Source organism: Bacillus sp. FJAT-42315, from assembly GCF_002797375.1.
GTDB lineage: Bacteria > Bacillota > Bacilli > Bacillales > Domibacillaceae > Bacillus_CE.
On the sequence record NZ_KZ454941.1, the window covers coordinates 1,934,674 to 1,948,114 of the forward strand.

Genomic DNA, 13,441 nt, shown 5'->3' on the forward strand with positions numbered 1-13,441 from the left:
TAATGAATAGAGAGTGTTATTCATTTCGAGCGATGAACACAGATGTTCATGTCATCGAAGAATTCTCTTGGCAAGAGGGAAGCAAAGAGAAAATCAAGCGATGGTTTCAAGAGGTAGAGCAAACGTGTTCACGGTTTCTGCCAGCTAATGAATTAGCTCAATTCAATGAAGCGGAAGTGGGGACCGTTGTGAAAGTAAGTCCATTACTATTTGAAGTGATCAAACGAGCGATGCATTATTCAATGATCACGAATGGTTACTTTAATCCTTTAGTTGGTAGGATCATGGAAAAAATCGGCTATGATCGCTCATTTGAACAAATGGTTGAAATAGAGGAAAGTTACGATCCTGTCATCGAGCAAAGAGAAGTCGCTCCTTTTCAGTTTGACGATGCTAGTTGTATGATCTTGAAGCAAACAGAAGAAAAAGTTGATCTTGGTGGATTAGCGAAAGGGTGGGCCGTCGATCGAGGGGCAAGAATTATGAGGCAAGTAGGGGTGGCAGAGGGACAACTCAACGCAGGAGGAGACTTGACGATGTGGGGGGATCAAGAGACACTCATCGGCATTGCTCACCCAGAAAAAGAAGCCGTCGATATTGCTCAATTTTATATGAGGGAAGGCAGTGTAGCGACCTCGAACAAAGTATTTCGATCTTGGAGACAGGGGGCTATTCAAAGGCATCATTTGCTTAACGGTCAGACCGGTTTGCCGGCAAACAGTGACATCGTCCAAGCTACTGTTTTCGCCAAAACAACAGCGGAAGCGGAAGTCATCGCTAAGGTGTTATGCATTTTCACGTTTGACAACGCCCTTTCGTGGATGCTTGATCATTTTCCACACGCCGCTGCGCTCATCATTCATGAAAATGGTCAAGTAAAAGTAAGTCATACAATCAAACATTATACAAAGAAGTTGATGCTGTCATGAACATGATTTACAGTACGTGGGAGTGGATTCGTGCTTCGGGCATGACCGCTTATTTACTATTATTTATTGCTAACGTAGCAGGCCTGATGTTTAAGGGGAATATTTCCTCTAAAAAGGGACGACCGATCTTATTAATAATCCATCAAACAGCTGGTTGGCTCGCGTTACTGCTTTCTGCCTTTCACGCGGTGATGCTGTTGTTTGATCATTATGTTCCCTATACGATGACGGAACTACTGATTCCTTTTACAGCCGCTAATGAACCACTAGCCTCCGCAGCTGGAACGCTCGCTTTCTATATCGTAGTGCTCCTCTTTTTTTCTTCTGATGTGATGAAGAAAATAGGAAGGAAATGGTGGAGGGTGATTCATTTTCTTGCTTTACCAGCTTATGTTTTAGCGCTCATTCATGGGGTGCTGATTGGAACAGATTCGGGGACTATATGGGTGATCGTATTCTATGCGACGACCTTTGCGATCGTTATTGTATTATTTTTTGTTCGATTATTGACGGCGAGATCATAAATCATTTTTTCTTTCTACTTGCTTCTGTGTACAATAATAAGAAAAAGAAAGATGTGAATGATATGTATATATTATTGGCAGAAGATGATAAAAAACTAGGGCGTTTAGTAGCACATATGTTAGGGAAAGAAACGCATACTGTTGATTGGGTAACCGATGGAGCGGCTGCCATTGACTACACATCCTCGATTGATTACGATCTTGTGATTTTGGACTGGATGATGCCTGAAATGAGCGGAATTGATGTGTGTAAGCAGTTAAGAGCTACTAATTTTCAAGGGTTAATTATGATGCTAACGGCGAAAGATGATGTACTTGATCGAGTCGAGGGGTTAGATGCCGGAGCGGATGATTACATCGTCAAGCCATTTGAATTTGACGAACTGTTAGCGAGAGTGCGAGCACTCGGAAGACGATCGAAGCTATCTTTTATGGATAACGTGATCCAAGTAGGAGATCTTACATTAGACCAAACGAATCATAAAGTTTGTCGTCAAGGAAAAGAAATTCAATTAACGCCAAAAGAGTATCAGTTATTACAATTGTTAATGACAAATGAGGAACAAGTGTTACCTCGGGAAGTGCTTCTTGATAAAATCTGGGGCATTGACGCTGATGTGTCCGCTAATAATTTGGATGCTCTCGTGCGACTAGTGAGAAAGAAAGTGGAAGATCCGAACGGTGAACGGTTGATTCATAGCATTCGAGGGATTGGCTATAAATTGGTGAGATTGGATGTTTAATCGGACAAGAAAGCGTTTAACCGTTTTATTTACTGGACTGATGATGATGTTTCTGCTCGTTTTCATTGTGATTACATACACGCTATTATCCTCCTCGATTTTTCAAGATCAACGAGAAGCGGTCATTCGGCTTGTACACGAGGAACGGGCAGAACATGGAAGGGATTTGTTGAGAGGACATGTAGACAAGGACAAGAAAGAAGAAGATGAGCATGAACATGACTATTCTGACGTGCAAACCTTTTATTATATCGTCTCGAAAGATGGTCAACTTTTGGATGCTGAAGAAGGGCTCCCTTATGTCACGTCTATTGTATTGGAAAAGTTGAAAAGATGGCATCCGGATGAGCTAGAAGTTCATCGGGAAACGATTATCGATCAAAATGGAGTCGAGAAAAAGATCTTATTTGCGGCCGAGCCTGTGCTAAGAGAAGGGGAATACGTCGGTACTGTGATTGCTGGTACTAATGTGACAGCACAGCAAAATGTATTGGATAAACTAGTCCTGGTCTTAATGAGTTTAGTCGTTCTATTTCTGCTCTTATCTTTATGGTTAGGCTACTTTATGGCTGGAAAAGCAATGGTGCCGATATCACGTTCGTTTCAACGTCAAAAAGAATTTGTTAGTGATGCTTCTCATGAATTGCGGACGCCACTGGCGATCATGCAATCTTCTTTAGAAGTGATTGAAGCGGAAGATCAACAACATTTATCTACTTTCTCACAACAAATTATGCAAGACATGAAAGAGGAAGTGAAACGAATGACGAGGCTCGTGTCTGATTTATTAACGATGGCCCGTTCGGATTCAGGCAAGAGCGAATTTTATCCTACGGTATTTGATTTAAAGGAAGTACTTGAACAGCTTGTTCGTTCGTTTCTTCCGCTGGCCAATCAAATGGGCATTTCGATAGAATACTCGATTTGTTCCCCCATTTCGATGACGGCAGATAAAGAACGAATCACTCAACTGCTATACATTTTGATCGATAACGCGATTAAATATAATCAACCGGGCGGGAAAGTTTTTCTAACCGTTCGTCGTGAAGGAAAAGATGTTGACATCCTTGTTGAAGATACTGGGATTGGGATTCCTAGTGATCAGCTGTCGCGTATTTTTGATCGCTTTTACCGGGTGGATAAAGCAAGGTCGAGAGAATTGGGCAGCAACGGTATCGGTTTATCGATTGCCAAATGGATTGTGGAATCACACGGGGGAAAAATTGACGTTTCGAGTGCAGTAGGAAAAGGCACGACTTTTCATCTACAAATACCAATCAAAGAATAACGGAGTGAAGATCATGTGGATAAAGAAAATAGTTATAATGATAGCAGCTACCTTAATGTTACTTTTTATTAGTTCTCCGGGCTTCATTAATATTGCTCATGCAGATGAACATGAACATTATGGTGAAAGTCATGAGGATGGAGAAAATGAAGTGCTGAAAGAAGGAGGCGAATTGATTGGATGGGCAGGAATAGCTGGTTTTGGACTAGCAGCCACCCTCTTTCCTTTAAGAAAGCTAATTAAACCAGTGAAAAAACGTTGGCCGGACAAAGCAGCCCATACAGCGAAAGCCGCTCGATTATCTGGGAAATGGCATATGTCGGTCGGGGTTCTGACATTATTAATGGCATCTATTCATGGGATTGTCATGTTTTTGGCTGAACGAGAATTAGAACTGAGGGAATATATGGGGATCGGTGCGACAGCGCTCATGGCGGTTGCCGCCGTCATCGGTTATATTCTATCAGCTAATAAAAGATCAAAAGGCATTCGATTCACTCATATGGGCGTGCTTGGATTAGCCGCTGTTCTGACATTGATCCATCTCGCTCTTTCATAAATATGGGGCCAGCCCAAAAAGTGAAAAAACTAAAACCCAAGAATGCTGTTCAATCAACGCTCTTAGGTTTTAAATTTGGATGCTTATTAGTCAAAATCGGACTTTTGGACAGCTTCATTGTTTATAGTGGGTTTTCGCCAAAACGCTCCCAAAGTTTGGGGAATTTCGGAGCCAAGTCTTCTTCGTCCTCCCAATCAAACGTAATATTAGATGTATGATCACAATTACTGCCTTTTTCTTTCATTTTTGCTAAAAACGCCTCGTAAAGCTCATCATTCCATTCCGCTTCTCCCGTATGATGAATAGAAAAAGCATCAAAGCCAAGCTCTAAAAATTCTTCTAATTGAGGCAGACCTTCTTCGCTAAGGGTCTCCTCATTGATGTAATCACTTAAAAATTCAGGATTTTTTAAAGTCTGAGTGTATGTCTTTTCACCTTGCGAAATGAGCCACCCTAAGAAATAATCAAAGCAATCATCAGAACAGCCGCCCATTATGATATAAGCTGCTCCCCACAAGTCTGATGTGTAAGCTTCTTTCATTAGGTTGGTCAGGTGAATTTCAAAGTCGATACTTTCTTCGAGGTTTTGTTCGGATAGAAACTCTTCTATCCACTCTATTTTTTCCTCTTGATGCTTATTTGCTTCTTCAATCAAATGCCAGAATGCTTCTTTATTCATCCATTGGTCTCCTTATAATAAGATGTGTTTAAATTTCATTATATTCTCTTTTCATTATAGTGGCAAAAGAAGAGAGTATGTAAAAGTTTTAGATGAAGTTGAAAAATAGAATAATTAACCGCTAATAAGAAATAATAAAGTGAAACTTCAATCCGTGGGGGTTTTCTTCATCCCCCACGGATTGTTAGTTGAACGGATCGGGCGTTTACGGGCTGTTGATCTCCCACCTACATGTCTGCGCTTCTTCTGCCGGGTTGAGGTGGGAGTCTTACAGCCCGTTAATGCGGGATAAAAGTTGATTATTCGAAAGGAAGGGATGCAAGATGTCTTTGGAATGGTTTGACCGAGTTAGTGAAGAATTGCAGGAACATTTAGAGGCGATCTGTGAAAAATATGATCAAATTGGCCATATGACAGTAGATCGAGCATCTAAGCATCCTAAAATAGAGTTTTTTGTCGAAACGGATGAAAATGAAGGAGAATATTTCTGTTCTTTATTTTTCGATCCGTACAATGAAGAATTTTATGTAAAAACGTTTGAGTTGGATGTCGATTATATGTCTAAAACGATCTTGCCGGATATGGAAGATATCGTTGATGAGGTACATGAAAGCTTCCATGAATTTATTGAAGGAATCGACGATCACTCTTTTGTGATGGATGATTTCCAACCTGATGATGACGACTATGAGAAAATAGACGTGGAATGGACAACACCAGAAGTGACGGCCTATGCCTATCAGGATGAATTGGAAGTTACCTATCAATTCGGTGTCGTTCAGGAAACTGGAGATGGGGTATTGAGGCGAACGAATCGTATTCAAACGGCTGACGAAGAGTTGCTAGAAGATGTTACGAATTTTGTCTTTAGTAAAGAGGAAGCCAATACGATTATAGCGATGATTGCTAGTCATGTTGACCAATTAAGTGAATTTGATTTTGTAGAATAGGAAGAGAGAGGTCATTGGCTAGTTTTGCAAGGAGGCGAACAAGGATTTATCCCTGTTCGCTTTTTAAATGATTTGATCATTCGTTTTCGTTAAATCCCAAGAGGTGATCATCGCAATGGGAAGTTCTTCTGACGTACCATTTGGGGTAATAAGAATGGCTTCGAGTTTTTTATTACTCTGTTGATAGCCTTCAAATAAGTACTCTACGTCAAAAACATTAGCCTCTTTCTTTATAAAAGCTAATGTAGATGTACTTTGTTCAGGAAGAAGATCTTGAACAGTCACTTCAAATAGGTTGGTGGAGCCATCTATTTGTTGATGGGCCATCCATTTTAGAATGTCTTTTCCAGTAAGAAGCCCTTTGCAGACACCTTTAGTAAATACGGGGTATTCGGAATAGGAGAACTGCTTCATCATTTGCAATACTTCAGCTAAAGGAGTATGGAGTTCTACCATACATACAGGTTTAGAAGCAATGGAAAGCGCGTCTGCTGGTTTGGAGATCAGCGCATCAATTTGTTCTATTCGTTTGACTATTTCCTCATGTGGCTCAGCAATATAAGAATGAGTATCCGTTTTCTGATGGACAATCGCATTCCTTAGCTTAGCAAATTGCTTTAATTCATCTAAATGTGTACGGACGGATGCATGTTGTTGCGCGCAAGTATGAAGTATTTCAATAAAGGAATGTTGGGCCTGTTTGGGAGCAAGTTGTTTTAACTGCTGATGAATCCGGTTAAAAGCTACTTCGAATCGTAAAGACCTCTCATTTTTTTCTATCATTCATCTGTCTCTCCTCTTTTCTTGAATGTGCTTTTGATTAAGTTTGTCCTATTTATTCATTGTTTATTTCAGAAATGAATTAGAAAGTCTCCGAACAGCTCGTTAAAAAACATGTGAATGATAAAAAATGATAAAAAACATAAAGAAAATTGATTTTTTTGTCGAAACAAGGGAAAATAATAAACAATCAAACCTTTAAATATAAATCAGCCAAACTTGAATTACTTGGCATTGTCAAGCTGATTTATACTATGACATCCAAAAGCGAGAATTGGATTGTATATAGGTAGCAAGATGCGTTTACTATCTTAAAAAAAGAGAGGCCTAAGATGAGAGATTGGTTAATACAGTTAAGAAAGAATAAAAGTCTAACACAAGCAAATATAGCGGAGCAAGTGTTTATTGATCGCAGCTACTATGCACAAATTGAACAAGGAAAAAGAGATCCTAGTATCGGTGTAGCGAATCAGATTGCTAAATTATTAAAGTTCCACCCCTCTTTATTTTATTCAGAATTTTTAGAAAATCCTCTTGGAGAGGCCATCCAAGGCTCTCCAGTCGTTGTAGCTCACTGTGATTTACAATTACGGTACACATGGATCTACAACCCTCATTTAAATTTCCATTGGCAAGAATTTATCGGAAAACGAGACGATGAAATCATGATGAATGAAGGATCAGTAAGTTTAATGGATGTCAAAAGGCAAGTGATTGAAAAAGATATGATTATACGAGAAAAAATTTGGTTTCCGATTTCTGGTCGTATTTTACTTTATGATGTGTATGCTCGTTCACTAAAGCGGGAAGGGAGGATCACTGGGGCGATGACGGTGTCAACGTTGCTTAAAAATATAGAAAATAAATAAGTATTTTTGATCCCCTATCCGAAAGTGGCAGATTGTCACAAAACATTTATTTAATATGTATTTTTGTTATAATTTAACTCTAGCGTTTTATAGAAAAAACGACATGAAATGCAGAGGTGAGTAGAATGAAAAGCAAATGGACAGGTTCTGATTTCACGAAATGGATTGAGACACTTGATGAACCATATCGTTCGTACTTGAGAAGTAAGATGACAGAAGTGTTAGCGCTTTTCATGGAAAACCCCGAAAAAGCTGATCTGTATGTTCAGCAATTAAAAGATAGCATGGAGCTTAAAAAAAAGAAATGATAAATATGTTTCCTTTTGCAAAGTTATATGTTATATTAATCAAGCGATGAGCTAATTTGCGTAAGTCGAATCACATGCCGTTAGAGGTTAAACATCTGGATGTGGCCGGATGGTTTTTCGCCGCAAATACGTCAAAAAAGAGGCTGTCACTAAGGAGTATTCCTTAATGACAGCCTCTTTTTGTATTCCACACATAATAAACACTAACTAAACCAATGGTAAGCAGTATGAGCGAAAAGAAAAAGAAAGGGGGAGTATACGTTAATTCAATTTGATTCCTTCCTTGTTGCAAAGAGAGACCTATAAATGCATAATTCGCTTCATAGATCGGCTGTTTTTCTCCGTTGATTCGTAGTTTCCATCCTTTTTCAAAAGGAATCGGTAGGGCCATCCATCGTTCGTCCGTTCGATTGTTGTAATCGATCGTTACTTTATTTCTTTTTATCATGATGTTTGGAGCGTGTTCGTTCTTAGTTGCGACTTCTTTCAATACTTGATAATCTTCTTCAAATAAAGTCATCGATTTCACTACGTAATGTCCTTTTGGCACTCTAATTGATATTTTCTCCTTCTTTGGCACTCGAATCATCAAGTCATTCACGTTTGTTTTGTAGATAGATTCGAATGCTTTACGGCTAGTTTCATAATCATTGACCGTTAACGTAAAAGGTAAGCCATCGATATTTTCGATATGAAAGCCGAAGTAATAATCCGCGGTTTTTTTATTAGATTCTTTAGGTGTGATATCAATTCCTCCGACGTTTTTTTTAATGGCTAGTTTGTCACGTTGATACGTTCCTCCGACTGCTTCAATGGTTGCTCGATTGATTTGATTGTTAACGGGGGTGTCCCAAGATTGATGAGGAATCGTTTCATCCTTTAATACAATGCCTTGAAGCATCGCATGCTCACGGTCTAGCATAGAGCCTTGTTGTAACTCTTTTTCACTAAAGACCTTCTTCGTTGTACGGGCAAAAGGAAGAGGTAATGAATTGTGATAAGCAATATAGTTTTTCGTTTCTAGCGATTTTTTAAAGCCATAAGGAACGTTTGCTTGCTGTTCTTTCGGTCGTACCCAAACATTCGCTTGCAATAAACTATGCAAATTTGTCCGGTTGCCTAACGTCGCATAGCGGCTTACACTTTCTCTCCCCATATCGATTTGCAAATCACGCCAATAAAAAAATAATAATTGCTGATTAAAAATACTAGAATACAAGCTCGTGCCATGAAAACGTTGTACCATAGGAGTATTATTACGAATTGATACCATCCAGTCGATTTTTTCAAACGGTTCGTTCGTTTTTGCTTGAATTTGTTGGATCAGTTGTTGCTGCTCGTTACTATTATAGGAAGCACTTTCGAGAAATTCCTTTGTGACTGTTTTTACGCTAGCATGTTCTGATAAGGTCCATTGATAGAGGTTTACGACTAGTAAGCTAGAAAGGATCAGCCACCCTTGTAAACACCGTAGAAGTACGATCGATGTTTTCCAACGATAAAGCACAAGTAGTAACGCGGTGATCAATAATAACGTAAAACTGATTTTCTTGACGACCGAAACGGCCGTCGTGGAGTCAAGGAAGGCCGAACTGATTGAGTAAATTGTCAGTGAGGCGATTACAGCTAGTGCGATTTCTTTCAAATAGACGTTTTTTATATGTTGCATGCCAACTGCGACACAGCCGGCAATGGTAAATGACAATAAATATTCAAAGCGGTATTGCGGAGCAGAAAAGCCATTGAATGCACTGCCGGCGACCGGGCTATAGTGGAGAAGGGTTAAGCTAAAGCTAAGAAGTGCAAACAGGCGAAACAGGGAGTGTTTATAAAGTGATTTCATCCATATCAATAAAACAAATATAGCTGGAATAATAATGTAACGACTGGCGAACAATGGATGATCAACTGTAGCAAACAGAGGGACCTCTGCTTCAAAAGGTGGACGATGATTATTAAAAAAACCATACGATGCTGGGATAAAAGAGACGGCACTTAGGCAAAAGCTAATCAAACCAGAGGTAATAAATAGCTTGCACTGTTCGATTTTTCCTCGTTCATTGGTCGTTAAAGGGATGAACCAGCGACCAATGATATACACCGCTAAAAACACTAAATTAATGTAGGAAAAATAAAAATTATTAAATAGCATAAGGGCAACAATAATGATGAACGACACAAGCCTACCTTCCCGTATGACTTTTTCCGTAGCCACGACAAGCAGCGGAATCCAGATCATCGCATCTGAAAAAAATTCCCAAAAAACGACATGACGAAAATACATGACGGATAGGCCGTACACGACTGCGCCAGTAAACGCCGCTGTTTTTTCAATGTGTAAATAACGAAACGCCCAAGTTGTGACAAATAAAATCAAACTTAACCGAATGATACTCACCCATATAGCCACATCCGCCCAAAACTTTACATCAGGTGGACCCATAATTTGAACCACTTCAAGCACATACACAATGATGATCGTCAGCAAGAAGATAATGGATGTTGAGAAATAATAAGCAAGCTGACTATAAAATCCTCCCCCTAGGCCAAAGCGAAAAGAATAGAAGAAGTTTCCTTCTGTGTAATGATCATAAATAAATTGCTTAAACGGCAGCATTTGCGACAGGCCATCATTGGGTCCCAGCATGTATCTTCCATTTAACCATTCTTGAAAGAAAAAAAAGTGAGCACTTGCCGACACGAGCAGACTGCTAAAGATAAGAAGCCCTATTGATTTTCTGTTCATGCACGGACCCTCTCTTTTTTTAATATTTTTCCTGTCACGACAAATGTCACTGGCACCGATAAAAATAGAACAATAATCGGTGTAACCGTACTACTAATATGTAAATATTCAATCAACATATACATGAAGAAGGAGGTAAGACAAAAGTTGAACAATTGCGACAAAGGAAAGGTGAAAAACTTCGATAACGTCGGTTTTACTTGAAAGGTAAAGTAACAATTTAAGAAGAAAGAGATGACCAAGCTCATCAGGAAAGCTATTATATGTGACAGCATATAATTCTGGTGCAATAAAGAATGAAGCAGTAAGTAAATAGCATAGTAATGAAGAGTATTAATTCCCCCGATGATGGCGAACTTGATAAACTCTTGGCCGGTTTTTCTCATAAGTAACTCCATTTCGAATATTGGTTTCTTGAATTAAGAAAGGAGGCCGTTTTTTTGTTTCATAGTAAATACGGCCAATGTATTCACCGATCACACCAAGACTTACTAATTGGATTCCTCCAAGAAGTAGAACAGCCGTAATAATCGTGAAATAGCCGGGGACAGCAACTCCATTCTTTACTATTTGAATAAAGGTGATGATACTATATAAAACAGACAGCGAAAGAATCAAGGCACCCGAATAAAAGCATAGGCGGAGCGGTCGGTTGTTAAAGGAGACTAATCCATCTAGACCATAATTCATTAATTTAGTGAAGGACCATTTCGTTTGCCCATTTTTACGCACAATATTTTCGTAGTCAATGATTTTCTGTTCCATGCCAATCCAGGAAAATAGCCCTTTTGAAAAACGTTGTCCTTCATTTAATGATAAAACAGCCGTCACCGCTCGTTCACTAAGTAAACGAAAGTCGCCAACCCCGTCTTCAAGCTTCACATCGACAACTTTATTCATCAGACGGTAGTACATGCAGGAAAGAATCGTTCGAAGGCGCTGCTCTCCTTTTCGATTGCGGCGAGCAATAACTTGGTCATAGCCTTCTTCCCATCCTTGAATGAGTGAAGGGATTAAATGAGGAGGGTGTTGCAAGTCTGCATCCATAATAATGACGGCTTTCCCGCTTACATGTCGCAAACCAGCGAAGATCGCCGCCTCCTTGCCGAAGTTACGCGAGAATGAAATATATTTGATTTTCGCTGATTTAGCAGAAAGGAATTTGATTTGCTGTAACGTTCGATCTGTACTAGCATCGTTGATAAAGATGATTTCCATATCATAGGCGAGATGAGCGAATTCTTTTTTTATACTTTCATAAATTAATGCAATATTTTCTTCTTCATTGAAGGACGGAATGATGATAGAGATTTGATTCATCTTGATGAACACCTTCTTGAGCGTATTTAAAGCATAGCTTTCATTCTATTGTAGTCAGGGAGAGGAGCGAATAAACATTGAAAATCGAATTAAGCGATAAACACAATCCTCAGCAAAATGAGAAGCTAATTGACTCATTTTTCAAACGACCAACCAACGAAGTCGTTGAAGAAACGATGGCTTTGTTCAATGAACATAAGCATCGGTATCCTCGACCGAATAGGAAAGAGAAGCGTCATCCTTGGTCATTCGCTTATTTATTAGAGCAAATGAAATCTTTTTTGATTGGAATATTTATGCCGAAGAAACAAGGAAAGCCACCGAGAGATGTAGGCATTACAGTAGATGAGCAAGGAATGGTATCCCCGGATTGGAAGGGCCGATTGGAGCAACAATTTCGTCAGCTTCAAAAGAACGTTCGCCAAGTACAGGTGACCGAATTTGGTGCTGTAGGAGATGGGAAAACGGACTGCACGAAAGCATTTCAACGAGCGATCGGAAACGGGAAGGTGAAAGTGATCATCCCAGCAGGAACGTATATTGTCAAAGGTCTTCAACTGCCGTCCTGGACTTGGCTCGTTGGTGAAGGTAAGGGGAAAACGATATTGAAGCTGCATCCAGGCGCATCTAAAAGCAGCTGGGTAGTGACGAATAGCGATCATAAGAAAGGGAATCACCATTTGTTTGTAGAAGAGATGAGTCTTGATTGGCATGTGGAGCGGCTTGGGGAAGTCGAAAAAACGAGCGTAGGCGGCAATCGTGCGAGCTGTTTAACGTATGCGAATGTTACTTATGGCTGGGTCAAAAACGTAGAAGCGATCAACCCTGGGCTTCACTGCTTTGATGTATCATCGACACTGTACAATTATTCTGGTGATGGCTACCGGGCACGCGGGGGTAGCAAGTATATTTGGCTCGATGGCTTAAATGGCTATGGATTCGGGGATGACGGCATTACGACTCATCATAGTGATTACATATGGATCTCCAATTCTCATATGTGTGATCCTAGTGGAAAAGCCCATAAACAAGGCTACTCTAACTCAAATGGCATTGAAGTAGATGACGGGTCGCAAAATGTGTTGCTCGTTAACAATTCAACGGCACGTTGTTTCGGCGGAGTGGAAGTGAAAGCGCATCATAACTCTTCAGCGGCGACAAATGTGCATATTGTCGGTCATTTATCGATGAATGATAATCGCTCCTTCAATTTTCGTCACATTGGTCATCATCAGAAACAGGACCCTGAATCAAAAACAGCCTATAATATTACGGCTTCACGAATCGTGGCAATTGCTCCTGTTCGAACGGACTTATATCGCGACTCTCACCCGCGAGCATTAGTCGTCTCTGCCTATAAAAATGTGGTCATTAACCAGTTTCGCGTTATTGGCGATCCGGAGTATGATTATCAAAATCAACCTGTGATTGCTGTGCAATATCGTTCGCGAAACGTGTTGTTAAATCATGTGAACATTCAAGGTTTTCAAACGGCAGGCAGTGATATTAAAATTTTTGGTGGAGAGCAACGAGCGGATGATGTGCAAATTCGTCGTATATATATGAAGAATTCAGCTGCTAATGCTTTAACTGTCGGACCTGACATTCAACGTATCCTTATTCATCATGTCATCGCACTCCATGTTAACGGAGTGTGCGGTTGTCACTTAGCTAGCCCAAACGTTGACATGAAAAATATTACTGCGACAGGATACAAAGATGTGTATACTAAACGATAAAGTGAAA

General features: G+C 39.9%; 14 protein-coding genes. 9 read left to right on the plus strand and 5 right to left on the minus strand.

Annotated elements, in window-relative coordinates; genetic code table 11:
- Positions 1 to 2 precede the first annotated feature (2 nt).
- The 5 genes from CEF22_RS09540 (at position 3) to CEF22_RS09560 (ending at position 4,043) form a co-directional block, all read left to right on the plus strand.
- The gene (locus tag CEF22_RS09540) at positions 3 to 929 is read left to right on the plus strand and encodes an FAD:protein FMN transferase (RefSeq protein WP_100402677.1); all 927 of its coding nucleotides are present in this window, start codon (positions 3 to 5) and stop codon (positions 927 to 929) included.
- A complete protein-coding gene (locus tag CEF22_RS09545) occupies positions 926 to 1,453 on the plus strand; it encodes a ferric reductase-like transmembrane domain-containing protein (RefSeq protein ID WP_100402678.1) in 528 nt (175 codons plus the stop codon). Before CEF22_RS09540 ends, CEF22_RS09545 begins: the two co-directional genes overlap by 4 nt.
- Positions 1,454 to 1,515: 62 nt before the next feature.
- Entirely contained in the window at positions 1,516 to 2,196 is a 681-nt protein-coding gene (locus CEF22_RS09550) for a response regulator transcription factor (RefSeq protein ID WP_100402679.1), read from the plus strand.
- Positions 2,189 to 3,484 carry a sensor histidine kinase gene (locus CEF22_RS09555; RefSeq protein ID WP_100402680.1) on the plus strand — a complete coding sequence of 432 codons (1,296 nt, stop codon included), beginning with the start codon at positions 2,189 to 2,191 and terminating at the stop codon, positions 3,482 to 3,484. The genes CEF22_RS09550 and CEF22_RS09555 overlap by 8 nt, the downstream gene beginning before the upstream one ends.
- 55 nt (positions 3,485 to 3,539) lie before the next feature.
- Positions 3,540 to 4,043 (plus strand): hypothetical protein, encoded by a 504-nt coding sequence (locus CEF22_RS09560; protein ID WP_157843209.1) that lies wholly within the window; start codon positions 3,540 to 3,542, stop codon positions 4,041 to 4,043.
- Positions 4,044 to 4,164: 121 nt separating this feature from the next.
- Here CEF22_RS09560 and CEF22_RS09565 read toward each other — a convergent pair whose 3' ends face one another.
- A complete protein-coding gene (locus CEF22_RS09565) occupies positions 4,165 to 4,722 on the minus strand; it encodes a DUF4240 domain-containing protein (protein WP_100402682.1) in 558 nt (185 codons plus the stop codon).
- Positions 4,723 to 5,045: 323 nt separating this feature from the next.
- Here CEF22_RS09565 and CEF22_RS09570 point away from each other — a divergent pair, with 323 nt between their 5' ends.
- Positions 5,046 to 5,672, plus strand: a complete 627-nt coding sequence (locus CEF22_RS09570) for a hypothetical protein (RefSeq protein WP_100402683.1) — start codon at positions 5,046 to 5,048, stop codon at positions 5,670 to 5,672.
- Positions 5,673 to 5,735: 63 nt separating this feature from the next.
- Here CEF22_RS09570 and CEF22_RS09575 read toward each other — a convergent pair whose 3' ends face one another.
- Positions 5,736 to 6,455: a CBS domain-containing protein gene (locus tag CEF22_RS09575; protein WP_100402684.1), complete on the minus strand. Its 720-nt coding sequence runs from the start codon at positions 6,453 to 6,455 to the stop codon at positions 5,736 to 5,738.
- Positions 6,456 to 6,784: 329 nt separating this feature from the next.
- On the opposite strand from CEF22_RS09575, the gene CEF22_RS09580 reads away from it, so the two are divergent.
- Complete coding sequence (locus CEF22_RS09580) at positions 6,785 to 7,321, plus strand: helix-turn-helix transcriptional regulator (protein WP_100402685.1); 537 nt, start codon at positions 6,785 to 6,787, stop codon at positions 7,319 to 7,321.
- A gap of 125 nt (positions 7,322 to 7,446) precedes the next feature.
- Positions 7,447 to 7,629: a hypothetical protein gene (locus CEF22_RS09585; RefSeq protein WP_100402686.1), complete on the plus strand. Its 183-nt coding sequence runs from the start codon at positions 7,447 to 7,449 to the stop codon at positions 7,627 to 7,629.
- Positions 7,630 to 7,792: 163 nt separating this feature from the next.
- Here CEF22_RS09585 and CEF22_RS09590 read toward each other — a convergent pair whose 3' ends face one another.
- Genes CEF22_RS09590 through CEF22_RS09600 form a run of 3 tightly spaced genes read right to left on the minus strand, consistent with a single transcriptional unit; the run spans position 7,793 to position 11,701 of the window.
- Positions 7,793 to 10,375 (minus strand): YfhO family protein, encoded by a 2,583-nt coding sequence (locus CEF22_RS09590; RefSeq protein ID WP_100402687.1) that lies wholly within the window; start codon positions 10,373 to 10,375, stop codon positions 7,793 to 7,795.
- The gene (locus CEF22_RS09595; protein ID WP_332849167.1) at positions 10,372 to 10,761 is read right to left on the minus strand and encodes a GtrA family protein; all 390 of its coding nucleotides are present in this window, start codon (positions 10,759 to 10,761) and stop codon (positions 10,372 to 10,374) included. Before CEF22_RS09595 ends, CEF22_RS09590 begins: the two co-directional genes overlap by 4 nt.
- Positions 10,709 to 11,701, minus strand: coding sequence for a glycosyltransferase family 2 protein (locus CEF22_RS09600; protein ID WP_100403966.1), 993 nt, complete (start codon positions 11,699 to 11,701; stop codon positions 10,709 to 10,711). The genes CEF22_RS09595 and CEF22_RS09600 overlap by 53 nt, the downstream gene beginning before the upstream one ends.
- A 71-nt stretch (positions 11,702 to 11,772) precedes the next feature.
- Here CEF22_RS09600 and CEF22_RS09605 point away from each other — a divergent pair, with 71 nt between their 5' ends.
- Entirely contained in the window at positions 11,773 to 13,434 is a 1,662-nt protein-coding gene (locus CEF22_RS09605; RefSeq protein WP_332849168.1) for a glycosyl hydrolase family 28-related protein, read from the plus strand.
- The last annotated feature ends 7 nt before the right edge of the window (positions 13,435 to 13,441 follow it).